This is a genomic window from Cyanobium sp. NIES-981, assembly GCF_900088535.1.
Taxonomy (GTDB): domain Bacteria; phylum Cyanobacteriota; class Cyanobacteriia; order PCC-6307; family Cyanobiaceae; genus NIES-981.
On record NZ_LT578417.1, the window covers coordinates 1461121 to 1480015 of the forward strand.

21 protein-coding genes and 4 pseudogenes are annotated in these 18895 nt (G+C 69.0%); 13 read left to right on the plus strand and 12 right to left on the minus strand.

Features of this window, described 5'->3' with window-relative positions; all coding sequences use genetic code 11:
* Positions 1-37: 37 nt before the first annotated feature.
* Positions 38-436: a type II toxin-antitoxin system VapC family toxin gene (locus CBM981_RS07445; RefSeq protein ID WP_225867595.1), complete on the minus strand. Its 399-nt coding sequence runs from the start codon at positions 434-436 to the stop codon at positions 38-40.
* On the minus strand, positions 436-696 hold the full coding sequence (locus CBM981_RS07450; protein ID WP_087067899.1) for an antitoxin: 261 nt from the start codon (positions 694-696) through the stop codon (positions 436-438). Before CBM981_RS07450 ends, CBM981_RS07445 begins: the two co-directional genes overlap by 1 nt.
* A gap of 139 nt (positions 697-835) precedes the next feature.
* Here CBM981_RS07450 and CBM981_RS07455 point away from each other — a divergent pair, with 139 nt between their 5' ends.
* The 10 genes and pseudogenes from CBM981_RS07455 to CBM981_RS07505 all read left to right on the plus strand — a co-directional run.
* Positions 836-1033 carry a type II toxin-antitoxin system HicB family antitoxin gene (locus tag CBM981_RS07455; protein WP_087067900.1) on the plus strand — a complete coding sequence of 66 codons (198 nt, stop codon included), beginning with the start codon at positions 836-838 and terminating at the stop codon, positions 1031-1033.
* Between the two features lie 244 nt (positions 1034-1277).
* Positions 1278-1796 (plus strand): annotated as a pseudogene (locus CBM981_RS16100) (DUF3427 domain-containing protein); the annotation flags it as partial.
* A gap of 14 nt (positions 1797-1810) precedes the next feature.
* Positions 1811-2059, plus strand: a complete 249-nt coding sequence (locus tag CBM981_RS07470) for a type II toxin-antitoxin system HicB family antitoxin (protein ID WP_369801678.1) — start codon at positions 1811-1813, stop codon at positions 2057-2059.
* Positions 2052-2267 (plus strand): type II toxin-antitoxin system HicA family toxin, encoded by a 216-nt coding sequence (locus tag CBM981_RS07475; protein ID WP_087067903.1) that lies wholly within the window; start codon positions 2052-2054, stop codon positions 2265-2267. Before CBM981_RS07470 ends, CBM981_RS07475 begins: the two co-directional genes overlap by 8 nt.
* Before the next feature lie 54 nt (positions 2268-2321).
* Positions 2322-2669, plus strand: a pseudogene (locus CBM981_RS07480) (DUF3427 domain-containing protein); the annotation flags it as partial.
* Positions 2670-2707: 38 nt separating this feature from the next.
* Positions 2708-3004, plus strand: a complete 297-nt coding sequence (locus tag CBM981_RS07485) for a nucleotidyltransferase family protein (RefSeq protein WP_087069272.1) — start codon at positions 2708-2710, stop codon at positions 3002-3004.
* Complete coding sequence (locus CBM981_RS07490; protein WP_225867596.1) at positions 2988-3290, plus strand: DUF86 domain-containing protein; 303 nt, start codon at positions 2988-2990, stop codon at positions 3288-3290. The genes CBM981_RS07485 and CBM981_RS07490 overlap by 17 nt, the downstream gene beginning before the upstream one ends.
* 159 nt (positions 3291-3449) lie before the next feature.
* Positions 3450-3650: a DUF433 domain-containing protein gene (locus CBM981_RS07495; RefSeq protein WP_087067905.1), complete on the plus strand. Its 201-nt coding sequence runs from the start codon at positions 3450-3452 to the stop codon at positions 3648-3650.
* 187 nt (positions 3651-3837) lie between these two features.
* Positions 3838-4089, plus strand: coding sequence for a CopG family transcriptional regulator (locus CBM981_RS07500; RefSeq protein WP_087067906.1), 252 nt, complete (start codon positions 3838-3840; stop codon positions 4087-4089).
* Positions 4090-4142: 53 nt separating this feature from the next.
* Positions 4143-4400: pseudogene (locus CBM981_RS07505) on the plus strand (VapC toxin family PIN domain ribonuclease); the annotation flags it as partial.
* Positions 4401-4454: 54 nt separating this feature from the next.
* On the opposite strand, the gene CBM981_RS07510 reads toward CBM981_RS07505, so the two are convergent.
* The 3 genes from CBM981_RS07510 to CBM981_RS07520 all read right to left on the minus strand — a co-directional run bounded on the left by CBM981_RS07510 (position 4455) and on the right by CBM981_RS07520 (position 7926).
* Positions 4455-6128, minus strand: coding sequence for a YdiU family protein (locus CBM981_RS07510; RefSeq protein WP_225867597.1), 1674 nt, complete (start codon positions 6126-6128; stop codon positions 4455-4457).
* Between the two features lie 89 nt (positions 6129-6217).
* Positions 6218-7330: an AAA family ATPase gene (locus CBM981_RS07515; protein ID WP_087067908.1), complete on the minus strand. Its 1113-nt coding sequence runs from the start codon at positions 7328-7330 to the stop codon at positions 6218-6220.
* The gene (locus tag CBM981_RS07520) at positions 7327-7926 is read right to left on the minus strand and encodes a hypothetical protein (protein ID WP_087067909.1); all 600 of its coding nucleotides are present in this window, start codon (positions 7924-7926) and stop codon (positions 7327-7329) included. Before CBM981_RS07520 ends, CBM981_RS07515 begins: the two co-directional genes overlap by 4 nt.
* A 145-nt stretch (positions 7927-8071) precedes the next feature.
* On the opposite strand from CBM981_RS07520, the gene CBM981_RS07525 reads away from it, so the two are divergent.
* A complete protein-coding gene (locus CBM981_RS07525; RefSeq protein WP_087067910.1) occupies positions 8072-9604 on the plus strand; it encodes an amidase in 1533 nt (510 codons plus the stop codon).
* Here CBM981_RS07525 and CBM981_RS07530 read toward each other — a convergent pair.
* On the minus strand, positions 9586-10617 hold the full coding sequence (locus CBM981_RS07530) for a methyltransferase (RefSeq protein ID WP_172820846.1): 1032 nt from the start codon (positions 10615-10617) through the stop codon (positions 9586-9588). The two genes, CBM981_RS07525 and CBM981_RS07530, sit on opposite strands and share 19 nt — an antisense overlap.
* Before the next feature lie 217 nt (positions 10618-10834).
* Between CBM981_RS07530 and CBM981_RS07535 the strand changes: the two genes are divergently transcribed.
* The gene (locus tag CBM981_RS07535) at positions 10835-11890 is read left to right on the plus strand and encodes an MFS transporter (RefSeq protein WP_225867598.1); all 1056 of its coding nucleotides are present in this window, start codon (positions 10835-10837) and stop codon (positions 11888-11890) included.
* Positions 11891-11909: 19 nt separating this feature from the next.
* Here CBM981_RS07535 and CBM981_RS07540 read toward each other — a convergent pair whose 3' ends face one another.
* From CBM981_RS07540 to CBM981_RS07555, 4 genes and pseudogenes are all read right to left on the minus strand, one after another.
* A complete protein-coding gene (locus CBM981_RS07540) occupies positions 11910-12905 on the minus strand; it encodes a hypothetical protein (RefSeq protein ID WP_087067911.1) in 996 nt (331 codons plus the stop codon).
* 66 nt (positions 12906-12971) lie between these two features.
* Positions 12972-13955, minus strand: coding sequence for an SDR family NAD(P)-dependent oxidoreductase (locus CBM981_RS07545; RefSeq protein ID WP_087067912.1), 984 nt, complete (start codon positions 13953-13955; stop codon positions 12972-12974).
* Positions 13956-14372: 417 nt separating this feature from the next.
* Positions 14373-15209, minus strand: coding sequence for an alpha/beta fold hydrolase (locus tag CBM981_RS07550; RefSeq protein WP_225867599.1), 837 nt, complete (start codon positions 15207-15209; stop codon positions 14373-14375).
* A gap of 48 nt (positions 15210-15257) precedes the next feature.
* Positions 15258-15407 (minus strand): annotated as a pseudogene (locus CBM981_RS07555) (carotenoid oxygenase family protein); the annotation flags it as partial.
* Positions 15408-15556: 149 nt separating this feature from the next.
* Here CBM981_RS07555 and CBM981_RS07560 point away from each other — a divergent pair.
* On the plus strand, positions 15557-16441 hold the full coding sequence (locus CBM981_RS07560) for a hypothetical protein (RefSeq protein WP_197686678.1): 885 nt from the start codon (positions 15557-15559) through the stop codon (positions 16439-16441).
* On the opposite strand, the gene CBM981_RS07565 is transcribed toward CBM981_RS07560, so the two are convergent.
* The gene (locus CBM981_RS07565) at positions 16371-17912 is read right to left on the minus strand and encodes an FAD-dependent monooxygenase (protein ID WP_087067914.1); all 1542 of its coding nucleotides are present in this window, start codon (positions 17910-17912) and stop codon (positions 16371-16373) included. The two genes, CBM981_RS07560 and CBM981_RS07565, sit on opposite strands and share 71 nt — an antisense overlap.
* Positions 17913-18848, minus strand: a complete 936-nt coding sequence (locus tag CBM981_RS07570; protein ID WP_197686679.1) for an SMP-30/gluconolactonase/LRE family protein — start codon at positions 18846-18848, stop codon at positions 17913-17915. It lies immediately after the preceding gene.
* Positions 18849-18895 lie beyond the last annotated feature (47 nt).

An 18895-nucleotide genomic window follows, 5' to 3' on the forward strand; every position in this document is an offset into this window, starting at 1 on the left:
CGGCCGCTGGCGCCCGTGGCTCGTGGGCGGCTGGCCGTTACCAGGCCTCCAGGTGCAGATCGGCCACATGGGCAAAGGCCTGATCCGCCGTCACCAGGGTGCAACCTTCGCTCAGGGCATGGCTGGCGATCAGCAGATCCATCGCCGCCAACGGCGTGCCGTTGCGTTCGAGATCGGCCCGCAGTCGGCCATACACCCTGGCGCAGGCTTCCGACCAGGGAAGGATCTCCAGGGTCCTGAGGGTGTTCTCCACCAGCGACTGCAACCGCGACGTTGGCGGCTGCTTCTCCAGCCCGTAACGGATCTCCGCCACCACGATCGATGACAGGCAACAGCGTTGCTCACGCACCCAGGTATCCAGCCGTGGCGAGAGGCCTTTCAGAAAGGCGTTCACGGCGTTGGTGTCGAGCATCAGCCTCCCCTTGGCCGCAGCCATCAGGGGAACTCCACCGGTTCCGCAGGGCGCGTGTCACGCAATCCCTCGAAAAACGCTTCCAGCTCAGCCTGGAAGCCAGGCTCCTGCAGCAGGGCATCCCGTTGATCCAGCAAGGCACGGGCCGAGGGCCGCACCGGTGTGAGCACCACCGCGCCACTCTCGGGATCGCGATGCACCTCCACCTCCGTGCCCTCGAAGCGGAACTCGGCCGGTAGCCGCACCGCCTGGCTGCGGCCGTTGCGGAACAACTTGGCGCGCATGACACCCCACAGCTGATCGGTATCAAGTCTAGACCAGGCCCCTGCTCTCGTGCCGCCTTCCACGGGATCCGCGGCCCCCTTCAAGGTGGCGTCACCCATTCGAGACCCGCCAGAGTGCGTAAAAGGGCTTGGCCACACCATGAGCTATCGCATTCGTCTCCTGGAAACGGATGAAGGCTGGGCTGTGAGCTGTCTGGATCTGCCCGGGTGCCATTCGCAGGGGGAGAGCCGTGATGAGGCCCTGGCAAACATCCGTGAGGCCATCGCCCTCTGGCTTGAGGTGGAGGCCGAGGAGGCTGGCGTGAAGAGCGTGGAAACGCTCGAACTGGCGCTGTAATGCCCCGGCTGCCGGGGATCAGGCCACCTGATCATGAGCAATGGCACCACGCGTCTGGTGACTCCGCGTCACGACCCGATCAACGCCATCACCATGGGCGCCATCGCCCGGGATGCAGGTCTGACGCCTGAGCAGTTCCGCCAACTGCTGTGATGGCCGAAGAGGAGGGCCTCAGCGGTGCCTCGCCCCCCTGTCCCCCACCAAAAGCCCTGGGCGAGCGCGAACGGCGCCAATGGCTGAGGCTCTGCGCGTGCACGGTCGCTACAGCCGCGCCGAGATCGAAGCGGCTTTGGGCGTGCTCACCGCCGACGCCCCCTGGATCCACCGCGAAGGCGTGCTTTGGCGGCAGAGCAGCGCCACCGACCTGCTGTTCATCACCCTGCGCCTACCTGGCCGCAGGCCAGCGTGCCGGAGGCACTAGAGCGAAGCCCTCTTCTCCCCCTCCACCAGCTACCGCGATCTCGCCCTTGGCCCCTCCCTGTTCCACTGGGAGAGCCAGAGCACCACCACCACCGCCTCCGCCACCGGGCAGCGCTACATCCACCACGAGGCCCGCGGCTCACGGGTGCTGCTGTACCGCTGCGCGGAAGCCTTCGGCTACGTGCGGGAGCAGCGCCGGCAGGGCACGGTCACCGAGCCGTTCGTGTGCCTGGGGTTTGCGCGGTACGAAAGCCACGAGGGTGAGCGGCCCATGGCGATTCGGTGGAGGTTGGAGCGGGAGATTCCGGCGGCGTGGATGCCGGTGATGGGGTTGGCGGTTTGAGGGTTGCAGCACCCATGACCACCCCCCGTCAGAATGAGATGCCTGAATCCCTTCCGATGGAACTCACTGCAGTGCTTTCCCCCGCGGAGGAAGGCGGCTACGTGGCCTTCAACCCGGAAACAGGCACCACGACCGAGGGGGATTCCATTGAAGAGGCCCTCGCCAACCTGCGCGAAGCCACCACGCTTTACCTCGAGGAGTTTCCTGCTGCTCTCAAGGGCCATCCCCTTGTGACCATGTTCAGCGTTCCTGCGCATGCCTAAGCTCCCGCACCTTTCAGGACGGGAGATCATCCGAGCCCTGGAGCGCATGGGCTTCGAGGCTGTTCGACAGAGCGGCAGCCATGTGGTGATGCGGTGCGGCAGCAGAGGTTGCGTCGTTCCTCTCCGCAAGCCGGTCAAGGTGGGAACACTGGCTGGTCTGCTGAGGCAGGCTCAAGTGGATGTACGCGAATTTCTGGACCATCTCTGAACTGGCTCTGAACCGGATCAGGGCAACCTGTGCACCCATGCGGAAGAGCTGAGGGGCCTGCTGTTCATCTCGCTGCACAAGAGGTGCGAAGCCCTCTTCTCCCCCTCCACTCGCTACCGCGATCTCGCCCTTGGCCCCTCCCTGTTCCACTGGGAGAGCCAGAGCACCACCACCGCCGCCTCCGCCACCGGGCAGCGGTACATCCACCACGAGGCACGCGGCTCACGGGTGCTGCTGTTTGTGCGGGAACAGCGTCGGCAGGGCACGGTCACCGAGCCGTTTGTTTGCCTGGGGTTTGCGCGGTACGAAAGCCATGAGGGTGAGCGGCCCATGGCGATTCGCTGCCGGCTGGAGCGGGAGATTCCGGCAGCGTGGATGCCGGCGATGGGGTTGGCGGTTTAGCCTTGACCAAGGGCCCGACTGAGCATTCCCTGCCGGCCATGGATCTCAGTTCCGACATCCTGATCACCCGGTTGCGCGAACATGCGCCCATCTGGAGTGAGCGTTTCGGCGTGCGAAGCCTCCGGATGTTCGGCTCCTGGGCCCGCGGCACGGCAACACCCGGCAGCGATGTAGATCTGCTGGTGGAGTTCGAGGGCCCCGCCACAGCCAGGCGCTTCTATGGCCTCCAGCTGTTTCTTGAAGACCTTCTTCAACAGCCCATCGATCTGGTGACAGAACGAGCACTCAGAGAAGAGCTGAGGTCTTCGGTAGAAGCTGATGCCATCACCCTCTGACGGCAATCCGAAACGCGATTGGCGCCTCTATGCGCAGGATATGGATCGCTTTGCCCATCGCGCTTTACGCTACTGCGCGGATCTGAATCGTGCGCAGTTCGAGGCGAATCAACTGATGCAAGACGCCGTTCTTCGCAACATCGAGCTGATCGGCGAAGCCGCCACACGCATCCCAGAGGAAGTGAGGCTTGCTCATCCTGAGATCCCCTGGCGGGAGATCATCGCGATGCGCAATCAACTCATCCACGCCTATCTGGGGGTCGACTTGATGTGGTGTGGGATGTAGTTCAGGTGGAATTGCCCCTGCTGATCCTTCAGCTGAAGACTGTTCTGTCCTGACAAGCAGCCTGGTCTTGCGGGGATCAAGAGGTCCCTGGATCCACCGCGAAGGCGTGCTCTGGCACAAACCCAGCCCAGTGCGGGGGAGAAGGCCTGCATCAGAGGCATGCGGATCCGCGTCAGCGATGTGCTTGATCTCTATGCCGCTGGGCTGTCCCCCGACCAGATCCTTGCCGAGCTTCCTGATCTTGAGCCCGACGATCTGCAGGCAGCCCTCAGCTACGCCGCACGCGAGTTGAATCACAACACATTTCGCTCTGATCCAGGCGGTGGCAGTCAGAGAGCTCGGTCTCAGGGATGCAGATGACCATGTGATCTTCGCCCAGGCGAGATCGGCTGACGGCTGGAACAGAAGATCCCGGCGCCGTGGCTGCCTGGCTGTTGCCTGGCTTGGCGGCGGGGTTGCGGGTTGGAGAGGAGCTGAAATCGCTGGCAGCTCGCCATGGCACCCCCCAAAGGTGCCCCTAATCTGATGCTTGATGCGAACACATCAGATGCGCATCACCCTGCAGCTCGACGACGACTTGCTGGCGGCGGCGCGGGTGTTGGCTCGGCAACAGCGCACCAGCCTTGGTGCCGTGATCAGCGCGCTGGCGCGCCAGGCCCTGGTGGCGCCGGCGCCAGGCTCCGGCTCCGAAAATGAGCGGTCCTACCATGGCAGCGGCCTGCCCCTGCTGCCCTGGAAGGAGAAGGGAGCACCGGTGGATCTGGAGCTCGTGAACAACCTGCGCGACGAGCTGGCGTGAGTGTGGCTCTGCTGGATGTGAACGTGCTGATCGCCTTGCTGGATCGGCGCCACGTGCACCACGATCCCGCCCATGGCTGGTTTGCGGCAGCTCAGGCGAATGGCTGGGCCACCTGCCAGCTCACACAGAACGGCGTGCTGCGGGTCCTCGGCCAGACGCGCTATCCCAACAGCCCGGGGCCACCGGCGGTGGTGGCGCCACTCGTGGCGGAGCTGATCCGCCATCCGCAGCATCAGTTCTGGCCAGACTCCCTCAGCCTCCTGGACCAGGGTCCTGTGGATCCTTCAAGGCTGCTGGAGGCCAACCAGCTCACCGCCACCGATCTGGTGGCGCTGGCGGTGCACCGCAGCGGCCGGGGCCTCGCTTCACGACGAACAGCTGTAGTGCGACACGCCTCCGGCGTTGAAGAAGTCCCTGGGCTTCAGCTGGTCGTACCGCGCCGCCAGCTCCGGGGACGGCTCCTCGTAGGGATGGCTGAACACCTGCTGCAGCTCCTGGATCAGGGTGGTGTCCCCTTGGGCAGCCTGTTCATAGGCCGGGGCGATCAGCCATTCGCGCCAGGTGATGGCCGGGTTCACGCATTTCATCGCTGCGGAGATCACGCTGAGCTCTCCGTTGGCCGTGATCTGATCCCGCCAGCGTTGCAACCACTGCGTCCATTGCGCATCGAGCTCCTCAGAGCTGGGCAGGTAAAAGCTCTTCTTCAGAGCCGAGACCTGCTCGGGAATGGCCGACAGCCTGCGGAAGAAGATCGTGTAATCCACCTTGCTCTGCACCATCAGCTGGAGCAGCTGGTTCACCAGCTCGGCGTCGTAACGGCTCAGGCCGAGCTTGCGGGCCCACATCGCCTCCATCTCCTGCTGCATGGCTTCGGCGAATCCCTCCCGGATCTGGTCCAGCCGGGCCAGGGCTTCCGGGTTGTCCTCCAGCAGCAACCGGATGGCGGCCCAGAACATCTGGTAGTTGGCCTCGGCCGCCGCCGGCTGGTTGAAGAAGCAGAAATGCTCGCCGCCACCAGTCCAGGGCTGAAAGCGGGGATCGAACAGTTCGCAGAAGCCGAAGGGGCCGTAGTCGAGGGTGTAGCCACCGGCGGCGCAGTTGTCGCTGTTGAAATTGCCCTGGCAGTAGCCCACGCGGATCCAGTTCGCCACCAGGGCCGTGAGCCTGCCGCGAAACAGGCCCGCCAGCTCCACCACCTGCTCGCTGAACTCCAGGCTCGGGTCAATCTCCTGCCTGTAATTCCGCTCGATCAGGTGCGCCACGATCATCCGCAGCTCGTGGTGCGCCTCCGGATGGGCACCGCTGCGGGCACGGCGGGCGAACAGCTCCAGCTGGCCCACCCGCAGAAACGACGGTGCCACCCGGGTGGTGATCGCCGCCGGGTTGTCCACCAGGATGTCGGGCTCGAACGATCTGGAGTTCGGGGAATACCAGGGCCGGCGGACCGTTTCCGCCCGCGACCTATACAGCGTCAGCGAGCGGGAGGTGGGAACCCCCAGCGCGTGCATGAACTCCTGGGCCAGAAACTCGCGCACGCTGGAGCGCAGCACCGCCCGGCCATCGGCGCCGCGGCAGTAGGGCGTGGGGCCACCGCCCTTGAGTTGCATCTCCCAGCGCTTGCCGTTGAACACCCCCTCGAACACCGAAATGGCCCGGCCATCGCCGTAGCCGTTGCCGGTGCGGAACGGGCACTGCTGGATGTACTCGCTGCCATAGATGGAGAGCGCATAGCCGGTGGCCCAGCCGAACGGTCGCATCGGCCCTGTGGCCACGCTGATGTCACCGGAGAACAGACGACGGAACTGGTCGTCGTGGGCCAGCGCCTCGCTCAGGCCCAGCTCGTGGAAGAGGGTGCTGCTGTGCGCCACGTACTCCGGCGCTGGAATCGGCGTGGGGGTCACCGGCACGTAGTGGCCGGAGAACACCTGGCGGGGCCGGTGATCGTGGCCATCGGCGCTGGCCTGGGGATCGGCCCGCAGGGAATCCAGCAGCGAGTAGTCGGCCCGTTGCGTGAACTCGGTGAACGTGGTGGTCGGCACTGCTGTCAGCAAATTTGTCGGCACGGGTCTCCCGGGTTCTGGGCTGTCTGGGCGTGGCCCCGACGCTGATCGCATCATCCTGGCGAGCCTCACCCCGGCCAGCGCCAGGCGCCCCGCTCCAGGGTGGACTGCCCCTGCACCACCGTTGCCCCGAGTTCCCGCTGCAGCTGCACGTGGCGGCAACGCTCGCGTCCGGCCAGCCCGCCGATCAGCTCCGGGGCATGGGCGATCACCCACACCTGGGTGCGCTGCGCCGCGGCCCTGATCAGCCGCGCCAGCGGCGCCAGCAGATCGGGGTGGAGGCTGCTCTCCGGTTCGTTGAGCACCAGCAGGGGCGGCAGGCGCGGGCTGAACAGCGCCACCGTCAGCAGCAGGTAGCGCAGCGTGCCGTCCGACAGTTCCGAGGCGTCCAGCGGCCGCAGCAGACCCGGCTGATGGAAGCGCAGCCGGAACAGCCCCGCCTCCGTGCTCACGCTCAGATGAGAGCCGGGGAAGGCATCCGCGATCGCCTGCTGCAATCCCTCACCGTCACCGCTCTCCAGGATCGTCTGCACCGCCGCCGGCAGGTCGCCGCCGTCGCCCGCCAGGGCGAAGCAGCGTGTGCCCACCCGTGGTTGGCGTGCCGGCGCGCCGGCATCGATGCGGAAGCTGTCGTAGAAGCGCCAGCTCAGGATCTGCTCGCGCAGCACATGCACCTCGGGCTGCTCCTGTGGGTCGGCGCCGCTCTGGAACAGGCTCCGGTCGGGATCGACCTGCCCCCGGGTGCTGCCGAGCACGGCGCGGGGATGGAAGCTGCCGCCGGCCCAGATCCATTCGCCCTTCAGGGCCGGATCGAGCGCGAAGGCCGTCTGCCGCTCCTGGGGGTAACCCAGCTCGATCGCATAGGAGAAGGGCTCGGCCGCGAAGCCCAGACGCAGCCGCACCGGTTGCTGGCGCGGGCCGCCCTGCACAGGCTGCTCGCCCTGCCGCATCTCCCGGCTCAGCCGTTCCGGACCGGCCCACAGCGCCGCCGGCAGGCCCCCCTCGCGGGCCAGGGCCCCCACCAGCTCGCCGCGGGCGGCGGCCACGATCAGCCGCAGGGCCCGGTAGAGGTTGCTCTTGCCGCTGCCGTTGCCCCCCGTCACCAGCGTCAGCCGGTCCAGCGGCAGCACCACGTTCTGCAGGGAGCGGTAGCCGCTCACGGCGAGATGGCGGATCGTCACTCACCGTCGCCGAGGAAGATCAGCGACCCGCTGGGCGCCCAGAGCACACGGCCGCTCTGACCGGGGTAGCCCACCCGGCACCAGGTGCCCTGGCTGTTGGAGGTGCACTTGAGCGTGTCGAGCGTCTCGCCCGACACGCCCATGCCGGCGATCGCTGAGCCGTAGTTCGGCCTGGCATAGAGGGTCACGGTGGGCTGGCCGTGGCCGCTGAGCTTCACCTTGCTGTGGGCTTCGTGACGCACCGCCGGGGCGGCCTTGCTGCGCAGGCTCGATACCGAGATGCGGTTGCCATCCCCGCCCTTTTCGATCAGCTCGAAGCTGTGGTGGCCGCTCATCAGCCAGAGGCGGCCCTGCTCATCGCGCATCGGGCGCCTGTCGGTGGTGGCAGGGCCGGCCGGCACGAAGCGGAAGATCGCACCACGGCTGAAGCTGATCTCGAAGCCCCCCTTGTCCCAGGGTCTGGTCGTGCAGGTCTGCTGGGTTGTGTTCATCCAGCAGTCCACGCTCTGGTCCGCGGCGACCGGGTTCTGGAGCGCGAGGGCTCCGGCGAGGCAGCCGGCGCTGATGGCCGCGAGGCTGAGGGCGGGAGGACCCATCCAGGTGAAAGGGAGTGTCGCGGGCATTCTGCGGGCGCCGATGCAGGGCACCGCGCTGCAACCGGCCCGGTTGAACACCAGGCCAGCGACTCCCGGCTAAACAACCTGCAGGGCCCCGCCCAGCCGTCATGACCATCCGCAAGCCATGAGCATCGACCTGGCGACGTGCAGCATCACCGAGCTCCAGGCCGCCTTCGCGCAGGGCACCTGCACAGCCCTGGCGGCATGCCGGGCCTGCCTCGAGCGGATCGCGGCGCTCGATGCCGCGGGGCCCACGCTGCGCGCGGTGATCGAGATCAATCCCGACGCCGAGGCGATCGCCGCCGCCCTGGATCGGGAGCGCCAGGAGAGCGGCCCCCGCGGCCCGCTGCATGGGGTGCCTGTGCTGGTGAAGGACAGCCTCGACACCGCCGACCGGATGATGACCACGGCGGGCTCCCTCGCCCTGGTGGGCAACATCGCGCCGCGGGATGCGGCCGTGGTAGCCCGCCTGCGCCAGGCCGGTGCCGTGCTGCTCGGCAAGACCAACATGAGCGAGTGGGGCTACATGCGCTCCACCCGCGCCTGCAGCGGCTGGAGCAGCCGCGGCGGCCAGGTGCGCAATCCCTACGTGCTCGACCGCAGTCCGCTGGGCTCCAGCTCCGGCTCGGCCGTGGCGGTGGCGGCGGGTTTGTGCACGGCGGCCATCGGTGCGGAGGTAGATGGCTCGATCGTGCGGCCGGCCTCCAGCAACGCCGTGGTGGGGCTCAAGCCCACCGTGGGCCTGATCAGCCGCGCCGGGGGGATCGGTGTGGCCGAGCCCCAGGACACCGCGGGGCCGATGGCGCGCAGCGTGGCCGATGTGGCCCTGCTGCTCAATGCGCTGGCCAGCCGCGACCCCAACGACCCCGCCACCGACGCCGCCGATGAGCACCGCCCCCCGGACTACGGCGCCTTCCTCGACCCGGCAGCGTTGCAGGGTGCCCGCCTGGGGGTGGCGCGGGAATGCTTCGGCCAGCACGAGGGCACCGATGCGGTGATCGAGCAGGCGATCGCGCAGCTGAGGGACCTCGGCGCCGAGATCATCGATCCGGTGCGCGCCAGTGCGCTGCCCTTCTTCGGCGAGCTGGAGCTGGAACTCTTCCTCTACGGCCTCAAGGACAGCCTCAACCGCTATCTCCACAGCCATCCTCTGGCACCGGTGCGCTCGCTGGAGGAGCTGATCCGCTTCAACCGCGACCATGCCGCCGAGGTGATGCCCTTCTTCCAGCAGGAGTTCCTGGAGCAGGCGCAGACCAAGGGCGACCCAGGCGACACCGCCTGCCGCCAGGTGATGGCGGAGCTGCGCCGGCTGAGCCGCACCGATGGCATCGACCGGGCCCTGCGCGAGCACCGGCTCGACGCGCTGATCGCCCCCACCGAGGGCTCGCCGCCCTTCGTGATCGATCCGCTGGTGGGCGATCACATCCTTCCGGGCGGCTGCTCCACGCCGCCCGCGGTGGCCGGCTACCCCCACATCTCCGTTCCCGCCGGCTTCGTGCACGGTCTGCCGGTGGGGCTCTCATTCTTCGCCGGGTCCTGGCAGGAGGGCAAGCTCCTCGGCTACGCCTTTGCCTTCGAGCAGGCCACCCGGCACCGCCAGCCGCCCCGCTTCCTGCCCACCCTGGGGGCCGATCGACCTCAGCGCGGATCCTTGTAGGCCACCACGGCACTGGAGGGCCCCTCCAGCGGGATCGTCTCGAAGCGGCTGAAGCCGGCCTCGGAGCACCACTGGCGGAACTCGGCCGCGGTGAAGTCGAAGGCGTCGCCGAACTCGATCAGCATCATCAGCGACATAAAGAGCCCGAAGGTGTTGTGGCGGCGGGCGTCGTCGATGAACGCCTCGATCACGATCAGCGCTCCCCCTTCCGGCAACGCCTCGAAGGCCCTGCGGATGAGGGTCTGTTTCCGCTCCAGGTTCCAGTCGTGCAGGATCATCCCCATCGCGATCAGCTGCGCCGGCGGCCAGGGATCCTCAAAGAAATCGCCGCTCAAGGCGCGGATCCGCTCCCCCAGGCCGGCTGTGGCGATGCGGCGCTCGGCGATCCGCGTCACGGGGGGTAGATCGAAGCTCACGCAGTGGATGGCTGGGTGCACGGCGGCCACTTCACGGCACAGCAGCGCATCGGCTCCGCCGATGTCGGTGAGCGTGTCGTAGGAGCCGAAGGGGAACGCCCGCGCCAGGGCCTGAAAATTGCGGAGGGAGGAGCCGTTCATGGCGTTCATGAAGGCTTCCAGCCGCTCCGGATCGCGGTACACCGCCTCGAAGAACGGCGTGCCGGCATGCTTGGCCTCGTTCTGGGGCAGGCCGGTGCGCAGGGCCTCGGTGAGGTCGGCCCAGAAGCGGTAGTCGCGCAGCTCCCAGATCTCGGGCAGCCCGCCGATGTACTCCGGCTGGCCGCGATCCAGAAAGCGCGCCGTGGCTGGCGTGTTGCCGTACAGCGCCTGGGGCCCGTCGCCCTCGCGGGCCAGCATGTCCACCGACACCAGCAGATCGAGGAAGTCGCAGGCAGGCCGGGGCTGCAGTCCAAAGGCGGCGGCGATCGCTTCGCAGGTCATCGGCCCGGCCGCCAGCCGTGTGTGCAGCCCCAGCCCCACGGCCGTCAGCAGCGCCTTGGACACGCCATAACCGCTGGCGATGGCCAGGATGGCCGAGGGATCAGGGTCGCTCACGGGCGCAGAGGGGAGACGCCACGCCAGGCCTGCCGGGTGGTGATCGCGTCCCTTCACCGTATCCACGGCGCCCCGGGGCGGCACCACGCCCACAACGCTTCACCAAGCCGATGCCGTAGGCCCAGGCCGTGGTCACGATGGAATCAACCCACCCTCCATCGTGAGCATGAGCGGCGGCGCCGTCCCCGGGCCCTCGAACTCAGCCCTCAGGCTCGCGGTGCTCGCCCTGATGGTGGTGTGCTTCGTGGATGTGATGGGCCAGGGTCTGGCCTTCCCGATCTTTGACACGCTGCTGCTCAAGGCCGGCTCGGGGTTTCTGCCGGCGGCCACCTCCCGATCCCAGGCGCAGGTGGTCTACAGCATCGCCATCGGCACCTTCTTCCTCACCTGGCTGTTCGGCTCGATCTACGTGGCCCGCCTCTCGGACAGCATCGGCCGCAAACGGGGCATCCTGATCTGCCTGCTGGGCGCCTTCGCCGGCTACGCCCTGGCCGCCGCCGCGATCCCCCTGCGCAGCTACCCGTTGCTGGTGGCGTCGCGCGCCATCACCGGCTTCACGGCCGGCACCCAACCGATCGCGGCGGCGGCGATGATCGACCTGGCCCGCAGCGAGGCAGAGAGCACCAGCAACCTCGGCCTGGCCAACGTGGGCGTGAGCGGCGGCCTGGTGATCGGCCCGATCATCGGCGGGGTGTTCTCCGATCCGGCACTCCTGGGGACCTGGGCCTCGCCCACCCTGCCGTTCGTGGTGGGTGGTGGGCTCTGCCTGGTGGCGCTGGTGTTCATCGCCCTCAGCTTCCGCGATGCCCGCCAGGCCCTGGCGCCGCTGCGGCTCAGCCCGCTGGAGGTGTGGCGGTTGCTCGCCCGCGGCCTGGAGCGGCGCGCCGTGCTGCGGGTCACCGCCGTCTACTTCCCCTACATGCTCTGCTTCATGGGGTTCTACGTGTTCTCCGCCGACAGCCTCACGGCACGCTTCGGCTACGGCACCCAGGCGGCCAGCCTGGCCATGTTCCTGCTGGGCACCGGCCTCGCCCTGGCGAGCGGCCTGCTGGTGGAGCCGCTCAACGCCCGCCTGGCGCCCCGCGCGCTGCTGGGGTGGGTGGCGCTGCTGCTGTGCGGCGTGATCGCGGCCTTCGTGGCGGTGCCGTCGGGCCCGCTGGCCCTGGCCCTGCTGCTGCCGGCGGGTGCCCTGCACGGGATCGGTTATCCCACGCTGCTGGCGGTCCTCACGATGTGGCAGCGCCAGCAGCGGCCTGGCAAAGCCGGGGCCTGAACGCCTGCGCCTGGCCAGCTCACCCCAGCGCACTCACCTCCAGCAGCCAGATGGCGATCTCCATGCTCTGGTCGATGCGGGTGAGCAGCGGGGCGTCCGCCAGCCAGGTGCCGTCGGCGTTCTGGCCGGCTAGCAGGTGGCGCACGATCGCCTCGCTCAGCGCCCGCGGGGCGGCCTCCCCCGTGGCAGCCGCCAACTCGGCGCAGCCCCAGGCCACCTTGTGGGCGAAGGGTTCGGCCACCATGAGCGGGGCGCAGGCTTCGGCGAAGGCGCCGTAGCCCCGCGCTGTGGCGAGCGGGGCCGCCTCGCCGCTGGCCTGATGCAAGCGGCAGAGAAACGCGATCGGATAGCCGAGGAAGAACCAGGCCTGGCCCGGCTCCCCCGCCTCCACGCAATGGAGCGGGGCGGCCTCGAGGGGGAACTCTGTCTGCAGCTGCCCCTCGGGAGTCATCCGCAGGTAGAGACGGCTGGCGGGAGCGGGCTGGGCCTCAAGGAAGCACTGAAGGGCGAGGGCCGCTCCTCGGGCCCGCTCCAGATCCCCGAAATAGAGCGAGGCCAGGCCGAGATGGGCACAGGTGAGCAGTTCCAGCACCGCCTTGTGGCCGTGGCCGACGCCCTTGCCGCCGGGCTGGAGGGTGAAGCCGGGCGGCGTATCGCTCCAGAAGCGCTTCAGGAAGCCCCAGGCCGGCAGGCTCAGATCGAAGCGGCCGATCTTGTGGGCCGCCATCGCGATCCAGCCGCCCATGTAGGCCGGATAGGCGGCCAGCACCGGATCGCTGGTGCGCAGGTCGGGGCGGCTGAGGAGGTCGCCGCCGGGCTGCTGGAAGCGGGCTGCGATCAGGTCGAGCAGCTGCCTCGCCTCGCGGGGGCGGCCGGCCAGCTGCAGCAGATAGGGCGCCTTGTAGTGGGCCGCCAGGTCGTCACCCAGCCCTCCAGGGGAGTTCAGCCGGGCCAAGACCCACGCCACCGTGCGCTCCGCCGCCGCGCGGCAGGCCTCCTGAAATGCTGCCTGCATGCCGTTCCGCTCCTGGGCCCACGCTGTCTGCCTGCACCCTGCCAAGCCCTGCGGCATCGGACGGTTTCAGAATCGCGGGGCCCGGCGACCGGCGAGCAGCAGCAACCACCAGGGCACCCGCAGATCGGGAATCCATCCGGCTCGCGAGGCCAGCGCGGGCACCACAGCGGGCAGCACGGCCCGCAACGAGCGCAGCGAGGCAGGTCGGCGCCCCTCCGCATCCACCACCCCATAGGTGGCCGCCAGTTCCGCGACGATTCCCACCGTGCCGGATCGGCGCAGCAGATCGGGGTCTGCAGCCAGCGCCGCGATCACACGCCCGCTCAGCAACGGGGTTTCCCAGTTGGCCTGGCTCGCCAGCGCCTGGATGGCGCGGTCCCTCGACCCCGACTCCCGGCTCTCCTCGGCCAGCTCCCGGATGTGCTCGGTACCGACGATGCCGGGCCACAGAGCCAGGGAGGTCACGCCATGGGGCCGCAGTTCCGCAGCCATCTCGGCCGCCAGGCGGTCGCAGGCGGCCTTGCCCGTGCCGTAGGCCGCATTGAACAGGGGGAACAGCCCTCCCCACGACGAGATCGTGCAGATCAGGCCGCACCGCCGCGGCACCATCAGCTGCGCGGCATGCACCGAAGCGATGTAGTGGCTGCGCAGCCCCACCCCATTGCAGGCATCCCAGAGGCCGGGATCCGCCTCCCAGAAGGGCTGGCCCATCGACTCGCGCAGTGCCCGCACCCCGCCGTAGACGTTGTTCACCAGCACATCCAGCCGGCCGTCGAAGTCCTGCCTGATGCGTGCGAACAGGGCCTCCACCTGAGCGTCGTCGGTGTGATCCACAGCGACAGGCCGGCAGCGGCCTCCAGCTGCTTCAACGGCCGCGCAGGTCTCGGCGAGGCTTCCCCCCACCGGATCGGTGGTTCCATCCGGCTGCAGGCTGCGGCCGGTGACCACCACCGTGGCGCCAGCCTCCCCCAATCCCACGGCAATCCCCCGACCGATGCCCCGGCTGGCTCCGGTCACCAGCGCCACCGCGCCCTCCAGCACCCCCGGCATCCATCCCTCCCCGTTGTGGCCTGTTCACTGTGGCGTCCGGCGCAGCATCAGCATGAAGACCTATTGATCCCGGAAGCCTTCCCGTCGATGCTGTTCCCATCGAACTCGGGGGCATCCATGGACGACGATCCACCGACTCAGCCACGAGGAGCGAGCTGACTGCTGATCCCTGCTCCAACAGTCTTCTCCAACCATGAGCGGGCCGTTGGGTCGGACATCACCTGAGCGTCTGATCCATCGACACTCCACCTGCACCGCCTGAGGTGCCCCAGGAGCCACATCCGCTCCATCCCTGGACACCTGGCCCCAGGCGATCTCCCTCAGCAGCTCCGACCACAACCCAACGATTCCAGGCCCCTGGGTGCATCACACCCAGGGGCTTTGTCATGGCAACGCAGAAAGGCCCGGTGGCTGACATCAGCCAAGGCTGGACAGCCATTGGCGCACGCAGGCGACGCAGTCCTCCGTGGATTCAAACGGGAGCACGTTCTTGCCGTGAATGGTGCTGATCGTGGCCTGCGGCAATTGGCGGCGATAGGTGTCCAGCCGTTCGTTCAGATCGTCCCAGTACCGCGATTGCCCGATCCCTGTGGCTGCCTGCCCGAAGATCACCAGCACGGGGATGGAGAGCTGCGTGAGCTGCGGCTCCCAGTTCCGCCGCCAGAAGCCGGCAAGGAAGGAGAACACGGCCCAGCGGCTGGCCATCGAGCGGGATCCCTCCGCCAGGGTGTCCAGCCATTCGGCATCGACGTCCTCGGCGCGGGCGAAGAGGTTCTTCTGCGAAAACGAACGCAGAAAGCTGCGGCGGCGGGCGTAGCGATAGAAGAGATTCCCGATCGATCCGCTGAACAGCAGTCGCCAGAGGGTGCGGGCCCTCTCCTGCGGGAATTCCTCATGCAGAACGCGCCAGCCCGGGGGACTGATCGCCACCAGGGCGCTCACCAGCTCAGGTGCCTGGGCCTGGATCGCCAGCGCAATCGGCAGGGAGGCCCCCTGACTCACCAGAACCACCGGCTGCGAGCCCCGCTCACGCAACAGGCTGAGCAAGGGGTTGGCCCAGTCCTCCGGGGTGAGGGGTTGCTCCGGGCAGGGAGCAGCACCGCAACCGAGCAGATCCGGCGCCAGAAGCTCAGCCGAGGGATCGCTGGCCTGCCAGCACCGGATGAAGCGATCCCAGAACCTGGAGGAGAGGCCCACGCCGATCGGATGAATCAGCAGCAGCGGCGTCGATGCTGTGATGGAGGGGTTGGCCAACGGGGTTCGGCGACTTCCCCATCGTGCCGGTGGCCCTGTTGGGGTGGCTCAGCCGTTGGCACTCCAGCTGCCGTGCAGCCCATGGGGAAGCACCAGGGGAAGCTCCAGCGGGGCCACTTCAGCGAGGCTGGAGGCATCGAGGATCACCAGATCACTGCCCCCACGCCCTGCATTCCAGACCAGGGCCAGCAGCCAGCCAATCCGCCATTGAAGAGCCGCCCGACGTTGGTCCGCGTTACGGCGTCGCAGCAGTGGTGGTGGCCGTGGGATCGCTCGAATCGAACGCCGGCTGCCTCACTGGAATGGCCTCAGCCACTTAGCCTGAACGGATGATGGGTGGCGGCTGCATGCCCTCCGTTCCGGCTGGCTTGCGCCCCTCGGCCTCGCTGGCTCTGCTGGCCTCCTCGGGCCTGCTGCTGCCACTGCCGGCCCGCCCCGCTCCCGCCGCCGCTGCACCAAGGGAGCAGGCCTCCTGCCCGCCGCCGCCAGCGGCCCGCCACGTGGTGCTGGAAAAGGGCTGGCTGGGCCAGGGCGCTGATCAGCGGCCCCTGGCCCGGCTCCGGCAGGAGCGCTGGACGGCCGACGGCACGACCGAGGGCACCGTGTTCGAGCGAATCGGCCGGACGTTCCGGCAGTTCCGCACCACCGGCACGTGGCGGCCGATCGGCCCCTGCCGGGTGCGGCTGGAGCGCACCACGCCGGATGCCGGCCCCGGGGGGCGCGAGGTGGCCGAGGCCGTGCTGGATGCCTCCGGCCGGCCCCGCTACAGCCTCAGCGGGGTCGCCGGCACCACCATCTCCGGGATCTGGCGCCAGCAGGTCGATGCGGCCTGCACGTCCGCAACCCTGACAGGAACGGTGCTCAGCCAGCAGCAGGGGCTGAGCTGGAACGACGGCTGGCGGCCCAATGCGGTGGTGCAGCGCGAAACCTGGCGGAACGGCCGGGTGCAGGGGTTGGCCCTCAGCAGCTACGCCGGGGCCGTGGAAACGGCCTCCTACTCCGGCACGCTCGAAGTGGAGCGCACCTGCCTGGCCACCGTGGTGCAACGCGACACCGAGGGCGTGGCCTACAACTACCGGGCGATCGTGATGGCCGATGGCAGCGGCTATCTCTACCTGCAGGAGGATCCGCGCGATCTCACCGTCGGCTGGCTCGAGGCCATCAGCCCAGCACCCGTCGCCGGTAGCGCCGCAGCGCCTCCTGGTGGTCGGTCTCGGCCCGCAGGCCGATGAAGCCGTCGGGCCGCACCGCCAGCAGGGTGAGGGGGGCGAGGCCCAGGCCGGAGTTCTCCTCCAGCCCGATGGTCTCCACGGCTTCCACCAGCGGTGAAGTCCCCGGATCGGGCTCCAGCTGGGCCCGCAGCGCTGCGAGCGCCGCCGGATCGGCCTGGGGGCCGGCCAGCAGCAGCAGGGTGTGGCCGCGCCGGTGGGTGAGCTGGTGCAGATGGGCGGCACCGGCTCCGGGCGGCAAGGGGATCGTGGTGGGCAGCCGCTGGCCTGCGCCGAGGGGTGGGTCGGCGGGGCCGGCGGTGATCGCCGAGCCGGCGTAGCTCACATTCAGCTCCGCTTCCGCCACGGCCTCCTGCCGGCAGGCCGCCGGATCGGCCAGCGTCGTGGCGATCGCCTCATCGCGGGCAGTGCGCTCGCCGCGGCCCTCGAGCAGCTGGGCCTGGTCGGCGGCCTCGCTGGAGTGGGTGAACTCCACGGCCGCGGGCCGGCGCTCCTGCTCATAGCTGTCGAGCAGGGCCGGCGCCGCCACACCGTGATGCACCAGGGCCAGCTTCCAGGCCAGGTTGGCGGCATCCTGCAGGCCGCAGTTCATGCCGTGGCCCTTGGCGGGCGAACACACGTGGGCGGCATCGCCGGCCACGAACACCGGCCCCGCCCGGAAGCGGCTGGCCACCCGGGTGTGGCAGTGGAAGCGGGTCGGGTTCTCCACATCCCGGAAGCGGGCCTCCGGCAGGTAGCGGCGCAGCACGGCGGTGGCCTCCTCCACCAGATCGCCCTGCTCGGAGGCGGGCCGCATGTACCCCCCCCAGCGCTGGCCGGGCAGGGCCGTGAGGATCAACGGCGCGGTGTCAAGAAAGGCCGCGTTGGCCTCGTAGGCATCAGCCCAGCCCTCCACCGCGGCGTCGAACACGGCCCAGGAGCGGGCAATGGCCTGGCCCTCGAAGCCGATGCCACTCAGCTGGCGGGTGGTGCTGCGCAGGCCGTCGCAGCCCACCAGCCAGCGGGCCTCCACGCGGTGCTCCTGCTCGCCGCAGGCGAGCGTGGCGCGCACGCCGTCGCCACTGGGCTCCAGACCCAGCAGCCGGCAGGAGCGCTGCACCGTGCCGCCGTGGCGCTCGAGATGGCCCGTGAGGATCGACTCGGTCACCTCCTCCGAGAGGCCGAGGTTGAAGCCGTAGCGGCTGCCGCTGGCGGCCAGGTCCACCTCCCCCAGCCGGCGGCCGTCGGCATGGATCAGGATCCGGCGCTGGCGGCAGCCGGCGGCCAGAAAGGCCTGCTCCAGCCCCAGGGCCTCGAACAGCTCCAGCGACTGCGCATGGATCACCGTGGCGCGGTCCCAGTGCAGCGCCTCGGCGCGGGCGTCGATCAGCAGGGTGGGCACCCCGCGACGCTGCAGCTCCCCCGCCAGCAGCAGCCCTGTGGGGCCGGCACCCACCACGAGCACGGCGGTCTGGGAGGGCAGCGTTGTCGACATCTAGGGAAACGGCAGGCCCTGGGCCTCCACGTAAACCGCATACACCGACTGCCCGGCCGTGATGAACAGCCGGTTGCGCCGGCGCCCGCCGAAGCAGAGATTGGAGGACACCTCCGGCAGGTGGATGCGGCCGATCAGCTCGCCTGCCGGGGAGAACACCGCCACGCCATCGAGGGTGGGATCGGCCCAGCCCGAACTCGCCCACACATTGCCATCCAGATCGCAGGTGAGGCCATCGGCCATGGCCGGCCCCATGTCACAGAACACCCGCCCGTTGGCCAGCCGCGCCCCCTCGATCACGTCGTACACGAGGATCCGGCGCGGGTGGCCCGGCTTGTGCGAGGCCCCCGTATCGGTGACGTACAGCCGGCTGTAGTCCGGCGAGAAGCAGAGCCCGTTGGGTTTCTCGATCGCCTCGGCCACCACGCCGGCCTCGCCGGTGTCCGGATCGAGGCGGTAGACGTTGGCGGGCAGCTCGAACTCGGCCCGGTTCCCCTCGTAGTTCACGAGGATGCCGTAGCCCGGATCGCTGAACCAGATGCAGCCATCGGGGTGCACCACCACGTCGTTGGGGGCGTTCAGCCGCCGGCCCTGGAAGTGATCCATCAGCACGGTGAGCGAGCCGTCGTGCTCGGTGCGGGTCAGCCGCCGGCTGGCGTGCTCGCAGCTGATCAGCCGGCCCTGGCGGTCACGGGTGTGGCCGTTGGCGTAGTCCGACGGACTGCGGAACACACTGACCTGTTCCGAGTCTTCACACCAACGCAGGATCCGGTTGTTGGGGATGTCGCTCCACAGGAGGTAGCGGCCATCGCCGAACCACACCGGCCCCTCCGTCCAGCGGGCACCGGTGTGGATCCGCTCCACGGCGGCATTGGGGAGCACGTAGCGCTGAAAGGCCGGCGCGACCACCTCGATGGCCGGGTCCGGGTAGTGCACCGGGCCGCCTTGCCAATCCCGCTCCACCGCTGCCGACCTCCCTCGTC

Bases quoted from the DNA above. Each gene is read 5' to 3' on its own strand.
- CBM981_RS07445 (WP_225867595.1), bottom strand. From the start codon at position 436: ATGGCTGCGGCCAAGGGGAGGCTGATGCTCGACACCAACGCCGTGAAC.
- CBM981_RS07450 (WP_087067899.1), bottom strand. From the start codon at position 696: ATGCGCGCCAAGTTGTTCCGCAACGGCCGCAGCCAGGCGGTGCGGCTA.
- CBM981_RS07455 (WP_087067900.1), top strand. From the start codon at position 836: ATGAGCTATCGCATTCGTCTCCTGGAAACGGATGAAGGCTGGGCTGTG.
- CBM981_RS07470 (WP_369801678.1), top strand. From the start codon at position 1,811: ATGACCACCCCCCGTCAGAATGAGATGCCTGAATCCCTTCCGATGGAA.
- CBM981_RS07475 (WP_087067903.1), top strand. From the start codon at position 2,052: ATGCCTAAGCTCCCGCACCTTTCAGGACGGGAGATCATCCGAGCCCTG.
- CBM981_RS07485 (WP_087069272.1), top strand. From the start codon at position 2,708: ATGGATCTCAGTTCCGACATCCTGATCACCCGGTTGCGCGAACATGCG.
- CBM981_RS07490 (WP_225867596.1), top strand. From the start codon at position 2,988: ATGCCATCACCCTCTGACGGCAATCCGAAACGCGATTGGCGCCTCTAT.
- CBM981_RS07495 (WP_087067905.1), top strand. From the start codon at position 3,450: ATGCGGATCCGCGTCAGCGATGTGCTTGATCTCTATGCCGCTGGGCTG.
- CBM981_RS07500 (WP_087067906.1), top strand. From the start codon at position 3,838: ATGCGCATCACCCTGCAGCTCGACGACGACTTGCTGGCGGCGGCGCGG.
- CBM981_RS07520 (WP_087067909.1), bottom strand. From the start codon at position 7,926: ATGGGTCCTCCCGCCCTCAGCCTCGCGGCCATCAGCGCCGGCTGCCTC.
- CBM981_RS07525 (WP_087067910.1), top strand. From the start codon at position 8,072: ATGAGCATCGACCTGGCGACGTGCAGCATCACCGAGCTCCAGGCCGCC.
- CBM981_RS07540 (WP_087067911.1), bottom strand. From the start codon at position 12,905: ATGCAGGCAGCATTTCAGGAGGCCTGCCGCGCGGCGGCGGAGCGCACG.
- CBM981_RS07545 (WP_087067912.1), bottom strand. From the start codon at position 13,955: ATGCCGGGGGTGCTGGAGGGCGCGGTGGCGCTGGTGACCGGAGCCAGC.
- CBM981_RS07560 (WP_197686678.1), top strand. From the start codon at position 15,557: ATGCCCTCCGTTCCGGCTGGCTTGCGCCCCTCGGCCTCGCTGGCTCTG.
- CBM981_RS07565 (WP_087067914.1), bottom strand. From the start codon at position 17,912: ATGTCGACAACGCTGCCCTCCCAGACCGCCGTGCTCGTGGTGGGTGCC.